This window comes from Enterobacter cloacae complex sp. ECL72, from assembly GCF_019056635.1.
In the GTDB taxonomy this organism is placed as follows: domain Bacteria; phylum Pseudomonadota; class Gammaproteobacteria; order Enterobacterales; family Enterobacteriaceae; genus Enterobacter; species Enterobacter hormaechei_C.
Genome location: NZ_CP077659.1, coordinates 4001443 through 4018074 on the forward strand (window position 1 = coordinate 4001443; position 16632 = coordinate 4018074).

The window sequence follows — 16632 nt, forward strand, 5'->3', positions numbered from 1 at the left end:
GTACTGTATATTCCTCAAGCGCAAAATGTTCATGGCGAAGTGAAGGACTTTCATGATCGAGATTAAACACCTGAAAACGCTACAAGCGTTGCGGAACTGCGGTTCTCTTGCGGCGGCAGCGGCCACGCTGCACCAGACTCAGTCTGCCCTTTCTCACCAGTTCAGCGATCTGGAACAACGCCTCGGCTTCCGTCTTTTTGTGCGCAAGAGCCAGCCTTTGCGCTTTACGCCGCAGGGCGAAATTTTGCTTCAGCTGGCGAACCAGGTGCTGCCGCAGATTGCCAGCGCGTTGCAGTCATGCAACGAGCCGCAGCAGACCACCCTGCGCATCGCCATTGAGTGTCACAGCTGTATTCAGTGGCTGACCCCCGCGCTTGAGAACTTCCGCCAGAAGTGGCCGCAGGTGGAGATGGACTTCAAATCCGGCGTCACGTTTGATCCGCAGCCGTCGCTTCAGCAGGGTGAGCTGGATCTGGTGATGACCTCAGATATTCTGCCGCGCAGCGGTCTGCACTATTCGCCAATGTTTGATTTTGAGGTGCGTCTGGTGCTGGCCCCGGACCATCCGCTGGCCGCTAAAACGCGTATCACGCCGGAAGATCTGGCAACGGAGACGCTGCTGATTTACCCGGTACAGCGCAGTCGTCTGGATATCTGGCGCCATTTCCTGCAACCCGCGGGCATCAGCCCACAGCTGAAAAGCGTGGATAACACGCTGCTGTTAATTCAGATGGTGGCGGCCAGAATGGGGATTGCGGCGCTGCCGCACTGGGTGGTCGAGACGGTTGAACGCCAGGGTCTGGTGGTCACCAAAACCCTGGGTGAAGGACTGTGGAGCCGGCTGTACGCCGCCGTGCGCGACGGCGAGCAGCGTCAGCCGATTACGGAAGCGTTTATTCGCTCAGCGCGGAACCACGCGTGCGACCATCTTCCGTTTGTGCGGAGCGCGGAGCGACCCAGCGGCGATGTACCCACAGCGAAGCCAGGATCACCGTTCCCCCAATAAGGAAACTCGGCCAGTGCGGCTGCTCCTGCCAGATGGCGAGGTTCACCAGTAGCCCCGCCGGCACGTGCACGTTGTTCATGATCCCCAGCGTTCCGGCGTCTACCTGCGTAGCGCCGTAGTTCCACATAAAATAGCCCAGCCCCGACGCCACCACGCCCAGCCAGACCAGAACGCTCCACTGCACGGAGGTGGTCGGCAGCTTTTGCGGATTGCCGAGCAGAAACCACGCCGCTACCGCGACAATCGCCGCGCCCATATAGAACCACGCAAACGCGTTATGCTGCGGCATCGGGCGGGTCTCCATCAGACGTTTGTAACCCACCATCCCGATGGCAAAGCTGATATTAGCGAGCTGGACGAACATCAGCCCGGTCCAGAAGTGATCGCTTACCTTGTCATAGCGAATAATCGCCGCGCCAATGACTGCCAGCGCAGCGCTCAGCAGATATCCCCAGCGCAAACGGCGCCTGCTGAGCAATTCATAAATCAGCGTGATGTAGAGCGGCGTCAGCACGGTGAAGAGCAGAAATTCCGAGACGGACAGGTAAACGTAGGCCCGGAAGCTGAACAGGTACATGATGCCGAGCTGCATCGCGCCTACCAGCATGTACAGCAGTATCGTTTTTAGCGACTGCCCGCGGGTACGCAGGAACGGCAGGAACACCAGCGCCGCCAGCCCCACGCGCATCAGTACCGAGAAGTAGCTGTCGACCGATCCGGCAAGGTATTCGCCAATCAGACTAAAGGAGAAGGCCCACAGGATAGTGGTGATAATGAGTAGCGCCACAATGCTTGTCTCTCAGAAAGAAGGAGAGGCATTGTAGCGAACTCTTTAGTTGACATCTGAACAATAAACAATCAATTGAAGATTATTCAAGGAACAGTTTGCGCAGATACTTAGGCACGGCGTTATCGCCGTTGGTGCCGATCACTTCCAGCTCCGGGTGCAGATCTTTCAGGCGCTGGTGCGCGTTCTGCATGATGCAGCCTTTACCCGCCATGGAGAGCATCTCGGCATCGTTCATGCCATCGCCAAAGGCGATACAGTCTTTCAGATCAAAGCCCAGCCGTTTCGCTACCGCTTCCAGCGCGTGACCTTTGGACACCCCGCCCGCCATCACTTCCAGACAGGTCAGCGTGGAGAAGCTCACGTTCACCCGGTCGCCCCAGCGGGCGTTGATCGCCTGCTCCAGCGGCAGTAACTCCTCATGATTTACACAGGTGAAGAATACCTTGCTGATCCCTTCCGGCTCCAGCAGACCCGGCTCGTACAGTGAGTACTGGAATACGGCTTCCTTGAAGAAGCGCATCTCTTCCGGGCGATGGCGGTTCATAAACCACTCGTCGTCGCGGTAAACGTTAGTCACGATATCCGGGTTGTTATGCACAATGCCGAACAAATCGGTGGCGATGTCACGATCGAGATTATGGGTAAAAATCAGGTTGCCGTCCGTGTCATGTACGCGCGCACCGTTAGAGGTGATCATGTACGACTTGATCTCCAGGTTATCGCGGATCTGCCCCACGTCCACGTGGTGGCGACCGGTGGCGAACACAAAGTTCACGCCGCGGGCAGTCAGGAGTTTTAGGGTCTCTTTCGCATAAGGCGACAGGGTGTGGTCGGGGGAAAGCAGCGTGCCATCTAAATCAGATGCAACAACCTGGTACATAGGGATTTCAACCTCTGGTGGAAAACAATAATCAGTTATGCCTGTTGAAAAATTCAACAATGGCGTTGAGCGCGACTGAGCGCATAGCGTCCTTTTCAAAAAGGATCTCATGGTACGCACCGTTGATGACCAGCGGTTTACCCCCTTCACAGGGATGGCCCGCAGCGGCGCGAAGTTCACAATAGCGGTCATGCATGCGGTTATCCACCACACGCTCTTCTTCCGCCTGGATCAGGAGCGTCGGCGTGTCATCATCGCCTACGCCCGCCAGCACCTGCTCACCGGCATGAATACCTTCCCGCACCCAGTGCCAGGTGGGGCCGCCGACCCGCAGACGCGGTTCATCGGCATAAAAACGCAGGTTGCGGCGATAACGCTGCCGGCTGTGGGTTAACACGTTGATGGCAAATGGCAATGCCCGCCAGCGTCCTGTTCCGATGGCATAGCCTTCTCGAATGCGCTGATGGCCCTCAGCCCAGTCCAGCAGATGGCGCACCATCCAGTCAGGAAAACGTATCACAATGCCGTACATCGGCGCGGTCAGCGCAATGGCGTCACACTGGTGCTTATGGCGCTGCAAAAACAACGTCGAGATCGCGCCCCCCATGGAGTGGGCAAGAATATAACGCTTGCGCCACGGTCCGGGCTGCACTTCCTGCTGCCAGAACGCGGCCAGATCGTCGACGTAATCGCTGAAGTTATCCACGTGGCCGCGATGGGTATCCGGCAACATCCTGCCAGAAAGCCCCTGCCCGCGATGGTCGATAATTAACACATCAAAGCCCAGATGGAACAGGTCATACGCCAACTCGGCATATTTGATATAGCTTTCGATGCGCCCGGGGCAGACCACAATCACCCGGTCATTTTTTTCATCACGGAAACGAACGAAGCGTACCGGGATTTCCCCGACGCCCATAAACTCATCTTCCTCACGCTGGCGCCAGAAATCGGTCAGCGGCCCCATGGAGAAAGCAGCAAATGCGTTTTCTCGTGTTTCCCAGTCCTTTTTCTGCTGAAACATTGGGTTTCCACCCCCCGTAATTCAGGGAATATCGTTTTTTTCGTCACCGGTCACAAAATGACTCAACAATAGCGTATTGTGGCATAAAAACAGACGATCCGGGAGTTTCAAATGACCTTCGAATGGTGGTTCGCCTACCTGCTGACATCCATCATCCTCAGCCTTTCACCTGGCTCGGGCGCAATCAACACCATGACCACCTCCATTAATCACGGCTATCGCGGCGCGGCGGCGTCAATCGCCGGTTTACAGACCGGGCTTGGCATTCATATTGTGCTGGTGGGGATTGGTCTGGGCACGCTGTTCTCCCGTTCGGTGCTGGCCTTCGAGGTGTTGAAATGGGCTGGCGCAGCGTATCTTATCTGGCTGGGTATTCAGCAGTGGCGCGCCGCAGGCTCGATTGATCTGCATACGCTCTCCCGGACGCAAACACGCGGCCACCTGTTTAAACGCGCGGTGTTCGTTAACCTGACCAACCCGAAAAGCATCGTGTTCCTCGCCGCCCTGTTCCCGCAGTTTATCGTGCCGCATCAGCCACAGGTGATGCAGTACGTGGTGCTGGGCGCGACCACCATTATTGTCGATATCATTGTGATGATTGGTTACGCGACGCTGGCGCAGCGAATTGCGGCGTGGATCAAAGGGCCTAAACAGATGAAGGCCCTGAACAAAGTCTTTGGTTCGCTGTTTATGCTGGTTGGCGCGCTGCTTGCGTCAGCGCGTCATGCTTAGCGAGAAATGATGAGATGAATGCCGAAGCCGGCGAACAGCGCGCCGGCAAAGCCGTCGATCCACTTCGCGATGCGCTGGTAGCCGCGACGCATCGCCGGTAAGGCAAACAGGCTTGCCACAACGGTAAACCAGGCGAACGTCTCAACAACGATCAGCAGGAAGATCCCCCAGCGCGCGCCCGCGCCGACGTTATCCCCTACAAACAGCGAGAACACAGAGCCGAAGTAGATAATCGCTTTCGGGTTCGCCAGGTTGGTCAGCAGCCCTTTCACAAAGCTACGGCCGCCCGTTGCCAGCTCAACCTTTGGCTCTTCCGGCTTTTTCTCTTCTTTCTTCAGCGCCCCGCGCAGCATCTGGTAGCCCATCCAGCACAGGTACAGACCGCCGCCGACCATGATGATGTTATGCAGCCACGCCATTTTCGCCAGGATCAGGTTCAGACCGAGCAGCGCAACCGCCGCCCAGACCATGACGCCCATGGTAATACCGAGCACACCCATCATTGCCTCTTTGCGGGAGCGGCTGACGGCCGTTTGTGACACGAAGAAAAAGTCAGGGCCAGGGCTCATCAGCGCAACGATGTGCACTAACGCCACGGTGAGAAATAGCATTAACATAATTAGCTCGCGGGGAAATAATACAGTGAGTCACCATCCTGGCACTTTTTCGCCCGGCTGACTACTCCTCATCATCACCATCAGCGTGGGAACGGATGAGCGCCATAAACTCTTTACCAAAGCGCTCCAGCTTACGCGTGCCGACGCCGTTGACGCTGAGCATCTCGCTGGCGCTGAGCGGCATTTGCTCGGCCATCTCGATAAGCGTCGCGTCGTTGAACACCACGTATGGCGGGATGTTCTCTTCATCCGCAATGGCTTTACGCAGCTTACGCAGCTTGGCGAACAGCTTGCGATCGTAGTTACCGCCGTAGGATTTCTGCATCACGCGCGGCTTCAGGGCGACAACGCGCGGAACGGCGAGCTTCAGTTCAACCTCGCCACGCAGGACCGGTCGCGCCGCTTCGGTCAGCTGAAGCGCAGAGTGCTGGGCAATGTTCTGCGTGGCAAAGCCGAGATGGATCAGCTGGCGGATGATACTCACCCAGTGCTCGTGGCTCTGGTCTTTCCCGATGCCATAAACCGGCAGTTTGTCGTGACCCATATCGCGGATACGCTGGTTGTTAGCCCCGCGCAGCACTTCAACGACGTAGCCCATCCCGAAGCGCTGGTTCACGCGTCCGATAGTCGAGAGCGCTTTGCGCGCGTCCATCAGGCCATCGTACTGCTTCGGCGGGTCGAGGCAGATATCGCAGTTGCCGCACGGTGCCTGACGCCCTTCACCAAAGTAGTTGAGCAGCACCAGACGGCGGCAGGTTTGCGCTTCGGCGAAGGCCCCCATCGCGTTAAGCTTGTGCCGTTCGATATCCTGCAACTGCCCCTGCGGTTTCTCCTCGAGACAGCGGCGCAGCCACGCCATATCCGCCGGATCGTAAAACAGCATCGCTTCCGCAGGCAGGCCGTCACGCCCGGCGCGGCCGGTTTCCTGATAGTAGGATTCGATATTGCGCGGAATGTCGAAATGCACCACAAAGCGCACGTTGGGCTTGTTGATCCCCATCCCGAACGCCACCGTTGCGACCACGATTTGCAGGTCGTCGCGCTGGAATTTCTCCTGCACGTCGGCGCGGATATGGTTCTCCAGCCCGGCGTGATAGGCCGCGGCGCTAAAGCCACGGTTTTGCAGACGCGCGGCGGTGTCTTCCACCTTCGCCCGGCTGTTGCAGTAGATGATGCCGGACTTTCCGCGCTGCTCCTGCACGTAGCGTAAGAGCTGATCCAGCGGCTTGAACTTCTCCATCAGCATATAGCGGATGTTCGGGCGGTCGAAGCTGCTGACCTGAATATACGGGTCGTTCAGCCCCAGCAGGCGAACGATGTCCTGACGCGTGGTGTCGTCCGCCGTGGCGGTAAGCGCCATAAACGGCAGCTCGGGGAAGCGCTGACGAAGCTGGCCAAGCGCGGCGTATTCCGGGCGGAAATCGTGCCCCCACTGGGAGATACAGTGCGCTTCATCCACTGCCAGCAGCACCGGATTCCAGTGCGCCAGATGATCGAGGAAGTTGTCCAGCATCAGGCGTTCTGGCGCGATATACAGCAGGCGGATCTGCCCGGTGCGGCACCCGGTCATTACCTCTTGCTGTTGCTCGCGGGTCTGCGTCGAGTTCAGGCAGGCCGCCGCCACGCCGTTGGCAAGCAGCTGGTCGACCTGGTCTTTCATCAGGGAAATAAGGGGCGATACCACGACCGTCAGGCCATTAAGCACCAGCGCGGGCACCTGATAGCAGAGCGATTTACCGCCGCCGGTCGGCATGACCACCAGGCAATCGCGGCCTTCCAGCACGGTTTCAATGATGGTTTCCTGGCCAGGACGGAACTGCTGGTAGCCAAAGGTTTCCTGCAAAACCTGTTTAGCCAGCGATTCCTGATTCAATACTTCCGCCTGCGCCACGTTAACCCCATATGCCAGAAATGAAACAGGCGCTATTTTCAGCGCCTGAGAGAGAAACTTCAACGTTTAACGCAAAAACATTCGAGCAGCTTAGAAAATATCGTTCAGCATGACGCCCACACCGACGCGGGTCTGATTGAAATTGTAGTCGATCAGCGATTCGCCATACCCGCTATACACCTGAGTATAAAGACGAACGTGTTTCGTTACCGGGTAGCTCAGGCCCAGCTCTGCACCGCCGTAGCCGGTATTCCAGTTGTACTGGCCTTTGGCGCTCAGCACCGCGTCACCCAGCTGATAGCCCACTTTAAGCTGATAGTAGCCCATATATTTGGTGATATCCGGGTTGTCATCGGTGCTGCCCACCACGTACCACGGCTTCACTTCCACCATGAAATTGCCGTTCTGCGCCATCAGACGCGTATAGATGCGGTTCCAGCTGCGTGAGGTTGGGTCGGAACGACCGTTGGAATCGTGGTTATAGCCCACCTCCACGTCTCGCAGCGTCCAGCCTGCAAACTCATAATCGGTGGCGAAACCGAGGAACAGCTGCGGTTCATAGTTGGTTTCGCGGAACGGTGAAGATTCCCCGCTGTTGGAGAGCTGCCACCATGACTTCTGCGTGTAAGACGCGCCAAGCACCGAGTTCGGCCCCAGGATGCCGCGCCAGAACGGGAAGGCGAGGCTGAGCTGGAACTTCACCTCATCTTTACGCGCATTATCAGACCAGTTATAGGAGCTTATCGCCTCTTTGTTGAGATCGCTGGTCTGGGTGTAGATCACGTAGTTTGTATCATAAGGGTACAGCGTGAACGGATTGTCATGCTCCTGAAGCATATTGGCGATGATGCTGCCCTTAACGGCAGGTTTATCATGCACCTCTTTGATCGTCGCTTCCTGCGCATATGCTGTGAGGGGCAGCGCAACCGCCGCCAGTAACCAACCCAGATACGTCCGCATCGGTGGTGTTCTCCTGAAATGGTGACATTTAATGAATAGTTTTGTCCGGGCATTCTACAGACTTCTGCGATAACTTCCGCTTCCTCGTTTCTTAAAGTGGCATTCCTTTATCCTGAAGCATAAAATCAACATTTTGTTAACAACAAGGATGCCACGTCAGATGTCAGCCACACTCACCGCCGAAGAAACCTTAAAGCTCGTGGGCGAGATTTTTGTGTACCACATGCCGTTCAACCGTGCACTGGGTCTTGAGCTGGAGCGATACGAAAAAGACTTCGCTCAGCTGAGTTTCAATAATCAGCCAATGATGGTCGGTAACTGGGCGCAAAGCATTTTGCACGGCGGGGTCATTGCCTCCGCGCTGGACGTGGCGGCCGGTCTGGTGTGCGTGGGCAGCACGCTGACGCGCCATGACACCATCAACGAAGATGAGTTACGCCAGCGCCTGTCGCGCATGGGCACCATCGATTTACGCGTCGACTACCTGCGTCCGGGACGCGGAAACCGCTTCACCTGCACCAGCAGCCTGCTGCGCGCCGGGAATAAAGTTGCCGTCGCCCGCGTTGAGCTGCATAACGAGGAGCAGGTTTATATCGCCAGCGCAACCGCCACTTATATGGTGGGTTGAGACGGCAAATTCGGGTAAAATTACTTCACTTTTTTGTAACGGATTTTCCCGATGGATGCTAAACAGACGCGGCAGGGCGTTTTACTCGCCCTTGCCGCTTATTTTATTTGGGGTATCGCACCGGCGTACTTCAAACTTATCGCCTATGTCCCGGCGGACGAGATCCTCACTCACCGCGTCATCTGGTCCTTTTTCTTCATGATTGCGCTGATGAGTATCAGCCGTCAGTGGTCAGGCGTCAAAACGCTGCTGAAAACCCCGAAGAAGGTCTTCCTGCTCGCTCTCTCTGCGGTGCTGATTGGCGGAAACTGGCTGCTGTTTATCTGGGCGGTGAATAACCATCACATGCTCGAAGCCAGCCTGGGCTACTTTATTAACCCGCTGGTCAATATTTTGCTGGGGATGATTTTCCTTGGTGAGCGCTTTCGCCGGATGCAGTGGGTGGCGGTGATTCTGGCCTTCTGCGGCGTGCTGGTACAGCTGTGGACCTTCGGCTCACTGCCGGTTATCGCCCTGGGACTGGCGTTCAGCTTTGCGTTTTACGGCCTGGTGCGTAAGAAGATTGCGGTGGAAGCGCAGACGGGAATGCTGTTTGAAACCCTGTGGCTGCTGCCTGTCGCCGCGATCTACCTGTTCGGTATTGCCGACAGCGCCACCAGCCACATGGGCAGCAATCCATGGTCGCTGAACCTGATGCTGATGGCCGCGGGCGTGGTCACGACGATCCCCCTGCTGTGCTTTACCGGCGCGGCAACGCGTCTGCGCCTCTCCACGCTGGGCTTCTTCCAGTACATTGGCCCCACGCTGATGTTCCTGCTGGCGGTGGTGTTTTACGGCGAGGTGCCGGGTGCGGATAAGATGGTGACGTTCGCCTTTATCTGGGTGGCGCTGGCCATCTTTGTTGCGGATGCGATTTATACCCAGCGCAGGGTGCGCAAAGGGCTGTGATGTTGCCCTCACCCTAACCCTCTCCCACAGGGGAGAGGGTTCCCCAGTAATTTGAAAGCAAAAGCGATAACGTTGCCTCAGAATAACTGAGGGCTTTCAGCGATGCCTCGGTCCGGCTGTAAATCGCTGAGGCGTTTCCTGGAGGCCGGGGCGAGGCGCAGGGATGCGCCGAGAGGGCGGGCTTTACAGGGATGTTACCTCCGCCCGTCCCCGATAAGCCGGAAGGAATAAGCCGAAGGCACCGCGAAGCGGCGATTTACCGCCGGAAGCCCGGGTCGCCAGGGTGGTGGCGACTGAGCCACCCTGGCACGTTCACCGGTCATGTCGTGACAGAGTAGCAAGGAACATAAAGTGAACGGAATGACCACCAGAGCCGTATGTTCCCCCTCACCCCAGCCCTCTCCCACAGGGAGAGGGAATTCGATCGTAGGGCGGGTAAGCGCAGCGCCACCCGCCAGATTTTTACAGCCAGTTCTTCCGCTTAAAGTACAGATACGGCGCCAGCCCGGCGAGGATCATAAAGATAATCGCCCCCGGGTAGCCAAAGCTCCACTTCAGCTCCGGCATAAACTCGAAGTTCATCCCGTAGCTGGACGCCACCAGCGTCGGCGGCAGGAACACCACGGACACCACCGAGAAGATCTTGATGATGCGGTTCTGCTCGATGTTGATAAAGCCCATCGCCGCCTGCATCAGGAAGTTGACCTTCTGGAACAGGGATTCGTTGTGCGGCAGCAGGGATTCGATATCGCGTAAGATCTCACGCGCCTGCTCCAGCTGACCGCCCGGCAGACGCGCCTTGCGCACCAGGAAGTTCAGCGCGCGCTGGGTATCCATCAGACACAAACGCACCTTCCAGCCGATATCTTCCAGCTCAGCCAGCGTGGACAACGCTTCGTCGTACTCATCGCCCTGATGGCCTTCCATGATCACGCGGCTCAGCTTTTCCAGGTCGCTGTAGATGTTTTCGATTTCATCCGCCAGCTGTTCGATTTTGGTTTCGAACAGATCCAGCAGCAGCTCATAAGCGTTGCCGTCCATCATCGCCTGGCTGCGGGCACGCATACGGTAGAGACGAAACGCAGGCAGTTCGCGCTCGCGCAGGGTGAACAGGCGGCCATCGCGGATGGTAAACGCCACGGTGGAGTTCCCCGCGTGGTCTTCGGCATCTTCGAAAAAGAAGAAGGAGTGAATGTGCAGGCCGTCTTCGTCTTCAAAAAAACGGGCGGATGCTTCGATGTCTTCCAGTTCCGGGCGTGTCGCCAGGCTTTGCCCCAGTTCAGATTGTACGCGAAGGCGCTCATCGTCGTCCGGCTCGACCAGATCCACCCATACGGCATCAATGAGGGGCTGTGACTCTTCGGCTTCAAGCCGAGTCAGTCGGTTATTTTCGAGTTGAAATGCGCTCAACATGACCGGGACTCCCAATGCAAAAAATATCGGACAGTTCGGTGGGCACACAGAAACAAATTGGGTTTCAGACCATTAAACAGCCTGACTCAGCGCGACGGGAATGATGCAGTCGCTGACAACCACTAAGGCCATCAGCAAGAGGAGATAGCCTTAGGAGTTGTTCCTGGATGACAGGGAATTGAGCCAGTATCTACTGGGTGTGTCCAAGGCGAATGTCCTCTTAGCGTAATCGTGCGCGCATGTTACGCCAGCAATAACTGTGGCGTCAACACGCAACGGAACGCTGAAGGGCATTAATTGACCTTCAACGTATAAGGCTAGCAGATTATTACAAAATAGTGATATTTTTCTGAAAGTTACACACTTTCCAGCTTGGCATAGGCTGCCACCAGCCATTTGATCCCCTGCCCCTGGAACGCTACCTGCAAACGGCTGTGCTCGCCGCTGCCTTCCAGGTTGACGATGGTGCCTTCGCCAAACTTCGAGTGGCGCACGCGCTGGCCCAGCTTGTAACCGGTGTCGGTTTCAGAGATCGGCGAGCCCATACGCTGATGGCTGACCGGACGGCTGATGCTGGCGCGCAGGCGCACCTCTTCCACACACTCTTCCGGCAGTTCGCCGATAAAGCGCGACGGACGGTGATATACCTCTTTCCCGTACAGGCGGCGGGTTTCCGCGTAGGTCAGGGTCAGTTTCTGCATCGCACGGGTCACGCCCACGTAGGCCAGACGACGCTCCTCTTCCAGACGCCCGCCTTCATCCAGCGACATCTGGCTCGGGAACATCCCCTCTTCCATCCCGACGATGAACACCTGCGGGAACTCCAGACCTTTCGCGGAGTGCAGGGTCATCAGCTGAACCGCATCCTGCCAGGTATCGGCCTGCCCTTCACCCGCCTCCAGCGCGGCGTGAGAGAGGAATGCCTGCAACGGCATCAGGTCTTCGTCTTCTTCGTTGTAGCTGAACTGGCGCGTTGCCGTCACCAGTTCCTCTAAGTTCTCAATACGGGTCTGGCCCTTCTCGCCTTTTTCCTGCTCGTACATGGTGCGCAAGCCGGAATCTTTGATCACCCGGTCGGTCTGGACGTGCAGCGGCATGTCGGCCGTTTCCTGCGCCAGCGCGTCGATTAACTCCAGGAAGCGCTGCAATGCGCTGGCGGCGCGCCCGGCAAGGGCTTTTTCCTGTAACAGCTCGCGGCACGCCTGCCACAACGTGAGCTGACGATCGCGCGAGGCCTGACGCACCACGTCCAGCGTACGATCGCCGATGCCGCGCGTCGGCGTGTTCACCACGCGCTCAAACGCCGCATCGTCGTTACGGTTGGCAATCAGACGCAAATACGAGAGCGCATCTTTGATCTCCTGACGTTCGAAGAAGCGCATACCGCCATAAATGCGGTACGGCATGCTCACCTGCAACAGCGCCTCTTCCAGCACGCGCGACTGGGCGTTGCTGCGATAGAGAATGGCACACTGCTCCAGCGCGCCGCCGTTCTCCTGCCAGGTTTTAATGCGGTTCACCACGAAGCGGGCTTCGTCGAGCTCGTTGAAGGCGCAGTAAATCGAAATCGGTTCGCCGTCGACGCCATCGGTCCACAGCTTTTTACCCAGGCGCCCGTTGTTGTTCTCAATCAGGGCGTTGGCCGCGCTCAGAATGTTGCTGGTAGAACGGTAGTTCTGCTCCAGACGGATGGTTTGCGCGCCGGGGAAATCGTTGAGGAAGCGCTGGATGTTCTCCACCTGCGCGCCGCGCCAGCCGTAGATAGACTGGTCGTCATCGCCTACGATCATCACCTTGCCGGTATCCCCGGCCAGCAGGCGGATCCAGGCGTACTGGATGTTGTTGGTATCCTGGAATTCGTCCACCAGGATGTTGGTAAAGCGTTCACGGTAGTGTTGCAGAATATGCGGTTTGTTCAGCCACAGCTCGTGGGCGCGCAGCAGCAGCTCGGCGAAATCCACCAGACCGGCGCGATCGCACGCTTCCTGATAGGCCTTGTAGACGTTCTGCCAGGTCTGCTCGACCGGGTTACCGAAGCTCTGAATATGATGCGGACGCAGCCCTTCGTCTTTCTGACCGTTGATGTACCACATCGCCTGACGCGGCGGCCACTGCTTCTCATCGAGGTTCATCGCCTTGATCAGGCGTTTCAGCAAGCGCAGCTGATCTTCGCTGTCGAGGATCTGGAAATCCTGCGGCAGGTTAGCGTCCATATGGTGCGCGCGCAGCAGACGGTGCGCCAGGCCGTGGAAGGTGCCAACCCACATGCCGCCCTGGCTGGTGCCCATCAGCTGCGCGATACGGTGGCGCATCTCCGCCGCCGCCTTGTTGGTGAACGTCACGGCCATAATCGAGTACGGCGAGCAGTTCTCCACGCTCTGTAGCCAGGCGATACGGTGAACCAGCACGCGCGTCTTACCACTGCCCGCTCCAGCCAGTACCAGCAGGTTCGTACGCGAGGCGGCAACCGCGTCACGCTGTTTATCATTAAGGCTGTCGAGCAGGTAAGAAACGTCCATTGGCACCGTCACGTCATGTCGGGCAGGCAAATGTTTCCATTCGCCAAAACCCTGTTAATTTATACAGAACAATTGATGATTATATCAGCGTCGTGAGGGATGCCAACCGTGAAATTTCCACGTGCGGCAGAAGACGGCTATCCGGGGTAGTCATCAGATCGGCATTTTCCGGCTTGATCCAGCAGGCCTGCATGCCGCAGCGGATCGCCCCGGCGACGTCCGTGGTCAGGTCGTCGCCCACGTGCAGGATCTCACCGAGCGGCAAATCCAGTTTTTCCGCTGCCAGATGATACATATCGTTGAACGGCTTCGAGCGTCCGTGCGGGCCCGCGCGCAGCACGAACTGAAAATAGTTCCCCAGACCAAACAGTTCAGGCTGAGCGTTGCCGTTGGTGATGGCCACCAGCGGCCACTTTTCGGCGAGCTTCGCCAGCGTGTCGTGGGTCTCCTGCGGCACGTCGATCCGACTGCGCCATTTGGCGAAGTTTTCCATGGCCGCTTCGGCCCCCGTGGCCGCATCCTGCGCGCTCAGGCCGGCGTTGAGCATCGCCTGCTCAACCGCACGGCGGCGCCATTCGGTCACGTCGTGGTAAATCTCCGGTTCGGTTTCCCGCAGGGACTGACGCAGCTGCTGGAAGTCTTTGTTCTGCATCGCTTTCAGCGCAGGATGGTAGTTCTGCACAAACGCCAGCGACTCCTGCTCGGTACGCAGGATCACCGGGCGGTTATCGTAAAGAGTGTCATCAAGGTCAAACGTCAGGGCTGATATCTGACCGAGTGGGCGGTAAAAACGCATTATTTCCCCCGTTTGGCGCGTGGATGCGCCGCGTCATACACCGAGGCAAGGTGTTGGAAGTCTAAGTGGGTATAGATTTGGGTGGTCGACAGATTCGCGTGACCAAGCAGCTCCTGTACGCCGCGCAGGTCGCCGCTTGATTCCAGCATGTGCGTCGCAAAGGAGTGGCGCAGCTTGTGGGGGTGAACGTGGCTGTTCAGCCCCTGCTTAATGCCCCACTCCGCAAAGCGCTTCTGCACGTTACGCGCCGAGATCCGCTTGCCGAGTTTCGACAGGAACAGCGCATCTTCGTCGGCGCCAAACAGCCCGCGAAGGTCCAGCCAGTGCTCAATCCAGGAGACCGCATTGCGGCCGATCGGCAGGCGGCGCTCTTTGCTGCCCTTGCCCATTACCCACACCTCGCCGGATTCTAGATCGAGGTGCTTTAAGTCGAGGTTCACCAGCTCAGAGAGACGCAGGCCCGCGCCGTACATCACCTCCAGCATCGCGCGGTCGCGCACGGCCAGCGGATCGTTAAGATCGATATCCAGCAGGCGGTTTACGTCGTCGACGTCGATATTTTTCGGCAGATGACGCGGGGCTTTCGGCGTGGCGATCCCTTTTGCCGGGTTGGCTTTCAGACCGCCCTGACTGACCAGCCAGTCGAAGAAACTGCGCAGGGCAGAGAGCCGGAGCGCCAGGCTCGCCGGGCTGAGATTTTTTTTACGGCTACGCACGACGAACCCGCGTACCGTGGCGGCGTCACATTGTTGCCAGCTTTTCAGGCCGATTTCATCGGCAAGCTGCATGATGGCATCAAGCTGACGCTGATAGTTGAGCAGCGTAATAGGGCTGAGCTGGCGTTCTACGCCCAGATAGCGCAGAAAGCGGTTGACGTCAGTGGCGAGCAATCCGTCCGTCATACGCGCTCAATCCAGCGCTCCAGCAGCTCAGGCAGCATCAGGGCGATCTCCTGCAACAGTTGCGTGCCCTGCCCCTGTTCATAATGATGCGCGTCGCGGCTGGTAAATAACATCACGCCCAGGTCACCATCGCGCCCCATCAGCGACATCGCCACCGAGCCGATAGCTTTGGCTTCCGGCAGCACCACCAGCAGTTCTGGCCCGTTAAGCGGCCCCAGATAGTGGTGCTCATGGCCCAGACGCTGAATGCGCAGCGGCTCAAACGCCTGACGGCTCAGCGCCAGATGGGTAAACCCGGACGGCGCGCCAATGCGCCAGCGGTCAGGGAAGAGACGGATCGTCGCGCCTGCCAGCCCCAGCTCGCGCGCCCAGCGGTGGAAGCGGTTGAGGAACTCTTCGAGACTGTGCGCGGAAGCCAGACGCGCCTGAAGGTGCAGTAGACGGTAGAACAGGCTTTCGTTATTGCTGGCCTGCTCCATCAGCAGCGTCATGTTCTCTTCGAGCTGATTGATGTGGTTGCGCGAGCGCGCCATGTGCCATTCAACCAGCGACACGGTCTCGCGAACCGGATGCGGCACGCGCATCTGTTCGACGACGCGTGCATTGCGGATAAAAAACTCAGGATTGTGCAGCAGGTAATCCACAACAGCGCTGTCGTCCAGCTCCGTTACAGGTTCCCGCAGTTCTTCCCCTGGTTGCTTCATAGATGGATAAACCCGTCATAAACATGTGTCGCCGGGCCAGTCATGTACAGTGGATGACCCGCTCCTTTCCAGGCGATATCAAGACGTCCGCCCGGTAATTCCACGCGAACCTCTTCTGCCAGTAACCCCTGTGAGATACCGACGGCCACCGCCGCACAGGCACCGCTTCCGCAGGCCTGGGTTTCGCCCGCGCCGCGCTCGTAAACCCGCAGGCGAATGTGTTCACGCTTCACCACCTGCATGAAACCGATGTTCGCCCGCTCCGGGAAGCGCTCGTGGCTTTCCAGCACCGGGCCGAGCGTTTCAACCGCCGCGGTTTGCACATCATCCACCTGAATCACGCAGTGCGGGTTACCCATTGAGACGACGCCGCACAATACTGTCTGCTCGGCGGCACGCATAATATAGGTCTTTTCCGCTTTGTTGGCGCGAAACGGCACGGCAGAGGGGTCGAAGTTCGGCTCGCCCATGTTCACGCGCACCAGTTCGTCGTCGGTGACGCTGAGCACCATCCGGCCGTTGGCGGTGCTGACGCGGATATCGCGCTTGTTGGTCAGCCCTTTCAGCCGAACAAAGCGGGCAAAACAGCGCGCGCCGTTGCCGCACTGGGAAACTTCGCTGCCGTCGGCGTTAAAAATGCGGTAGTGAAAATCCAGGTCAGGATCGTAAGGCGGCTCCACCACCAGCAGCTGGTCAAACCCCACGCCCACGTGTCGATCCGCCAGGCGACGGATCAATTCCGGGGAGAAAAAGACATTCTGCGTTACCGCGTCGACGACCATAAAGTCGTTGCCAAGGCCATGCATTTTAGAGAACTGCATC

17 protein-coding genes are annotated in these 16632 nt (G+C 58.0%); 4 read left to right on the forward strand and 13 right to left on the reverse strand.

The window, feature by feature from the left end:
- The first annotated feature begins 52 nt into the window (after nt 1-52).
- Complete coding sequence (gene metR / locus KTH07_RS19300) at nt 53-1006, forward strand: HTH-type transcriptional regulator MetR (RefSeq protein ID WP_015570000.1); 954 nt, start codon at nt 53-55, stop codon at nt 1004-1006.
- Here the strand turns inward: metR and KTH07_RS19305 are convergent.
- The 3 genes from KTH07_RS19305 to pldB all read right to left on the reverse strand — a co-directional run bounded on the left by KTH07_RS19305 (nt 894) and on the right by pldB (nt 3700).
- Nucleotides 894-1793, reverse strand: coding sequence for a carboxylate/amino acid/amine transporter (locus tag KTH07_RS19305; RefSeq protein WP_032620660.1), 900 nt, complete (start codon nt 1791-1793; stop codon nt 894-896). The genes metR and KTH07_RS19305 overlap by 113 nt on opposite strands.
- 82 nt (nt 1794-1875) lie before the next feature.
- Nucleotides 1876-2676, reverse strand: a complete 801-nt coding sequence (gene yigL, locus KTH07_RS19310; protein WP_015570001.1) for a sugar/pyridoxal phosphate phosphatase YigL — start codon at nt 2674-2676, stop codon at nt 1876-1878.
- A gap of 31 nt (nt 2677-2707) precedes the next feature.
- Entirely contained in the window at nt 2708-3700 is a 993-nt protein-coding gene (gene pldB / locus KTH07_RS19315; RefSeq protein ID WP_015570002.1) for a lysophospholipase L2, read from the reverse strand.
- 111 nt (nt 3701-3811) lie between these two features.
- Here pldB and rhtB point away from each other — a divergent pair, with 111 nt between their 5' ends.
- Nucleotides 3812-4432, forward strand: coding sequence for a homoserine/homoserine lactone efflux protein (gene rhtB, locus KTH07_RS19320; RefSeq protein WP_006812363.1), 621 nt, complete (start codon nt 3812-3814; stop codon nt 4430-4432).
- On the opposite strand, the gene rhtC is transcribed toward rhtB, so the two are convergent.
- The 3 genes from rhtC to pldA form a co-directional block, all read right to left on the reverse strand.
- A complete protein-coding gene (gene rhtC / locus KTH07_RS19325; RefSeq protein ID WP_006179256.1) occupies nt 4429-5049 on the reverse strand; it encodes a threonine export protein RhtC in 621 nt (206 codons plus the stop codon). The two genes, rhtB and rhtC, sit on opposite strands and share 4 nt — an antisense overlap.
- 61 nt (nt 5050-5110) lie before the next feature.
- The gene (gene recQ, locus KTH07_RS19330) at nt 5111-6940 is read right to left on the reverse strand and encodes an ATP-dependent DNA helicase RecQ (RefSeq protein WP_032620661.1); all 1830 of its coding nucleotides are present in this window, start codon (nt 6938-6940) and stop codon (nt 5111-5113) included.
- Nucleotides 6941-7030: 90 nt separating this feature from the next.
- On the reverse strand, nt 7031-7900 hold the full coding sequence (gene pldA, locus KTH07_RS19335) for a phospholipase A (protein WP_003860803.1): 870 nt from the start codon (nt 7898-7900) through the stop codon (nt 7031-7033).
- Nucleotides 7901-8060: 160 nt separating this feature from the next.
- Between pldA and yigI the strand changes: the two genes are divergently transcribed.
- Both yigI and rarD read left to right on the forward strand, forming a co-directional pair.
- Nucleotides 8061-8528: an acyl-CoA thioesterase YigI gene (gene yigI, locus KTH07_RS19340; protein ID WP_006812366.1), complete on the forward strand. Its 468-nt coding sequence runs from the start codon at nt 8061-8063 to the stop codon at nt 8526-8528.
- A gap of 51 nt (nt 8529-8579) precedes the next feature.
- The gene (gene rarD, locus KTH07_RS19345) at nt 8580-9476 is read left to right on the forward strand and encodes an EamA family transporter RarD (RefSeq protein ID WP_017694744.1); all 897 of its coding nucleotides are present in this window, start codon (nt 8580-8582) and stop codon (nt 9474-9476) included.
- A gap of 462 nt (nt 9477-9938) precedes the next feature.
- Here rarD and corA read toward each other — a convergent pair whose 3' ends face one another.
- The 7 genes from corA to dapF form a co-directional block, all read right to left on the reverse strand.
- Nucleotides 9939-10889, reverse strand: coding sequence for a magnesium/cobalt transporter CorA (corA, locus tag KTH07_RS19350; protein WP_003860807.1), 951 nt, complete (start codon nt 10887-10889; stop codon nt 9939-9941).
- Nucleotides 10890-11039: 150 nt separating this feature from the next.
- Entirely contained in the window at nt 11040-11096 is a 57-nt protein-coding gene (gene ysgD / locus KTH07_RS19355; RefSeq protein ID WP_212743980.1) for a YsgD/CorL family protein, read from the reverse strand.
- 149 nt (nt 11097-11245) lie between these two features.
- Nucleotides 11246-13408 (reverse strand): DNA helicase II, encoded by a 2163-nt coding sequence (gene uvrD / locus KTH07_RS19360; protein WP_017383586.1) that lies wholly within the window; start codon nt 13406-13408, stop codon nt 11246-11248.
- Between the two features lie 79 nt (nt 13409-13487).
- Nucleotides 13488-14204, reverse strand: coding sequence for a 5-amino-6-(5-phospho-D-ribitylamino)uracil phosphatase YigB (gene yigB, locus KTH07_RS19365; protein ID WP_017383587.1), 717 nt, complete (start codon nt 14202-14204; stop codon nt 13488-13490).
- Nucleotides 14204-15106, reverse strand: coding sequence for a tyrosine recombinase XerC (gene xerC / locus KTH07_RS19370; protein ID WP_017383588.1), 903 nt, complete (start codon nt 15104-15106; stop codon nt 14204-14206). The genes yigB and xerC overlap by 1 nt, the downstream gene beginning before the upstream one ends.
- Nucleotides 15103-15810 carry a DUF484 domain-containing protein gene (locus KTH07_RS19375; RefSeq protein WP_017694746.1) on the reverse strand — a complete coding sequence of 236 codons (708 nt, stop codon included), beginning with the start codon at nt 15808-15810 and terminating at the stop codon, nt 15103-15105. The genes xerC and KTH07_RS19375 overlap by 4 nt, the downstream gene beginning before the upstream one ends.
- Nucleotides 15807-16631: a diaminopimelate epimerase gene (gene dapF, locus KTH07_RS19380; RefSeq protein WP_017383590.1), complete on the reverse strand. Its 825-nt coding sequence runs from the start codon at nt 16629-16631 to the stop codon at nt 15807-15809. The genes KTH07_RS19375 and dapF overlap by 4 nt, the downstream gene beginning before the upstream one ends.
- Between the last annotated feature and the right edge of the window lies 1 nt (nt 16632).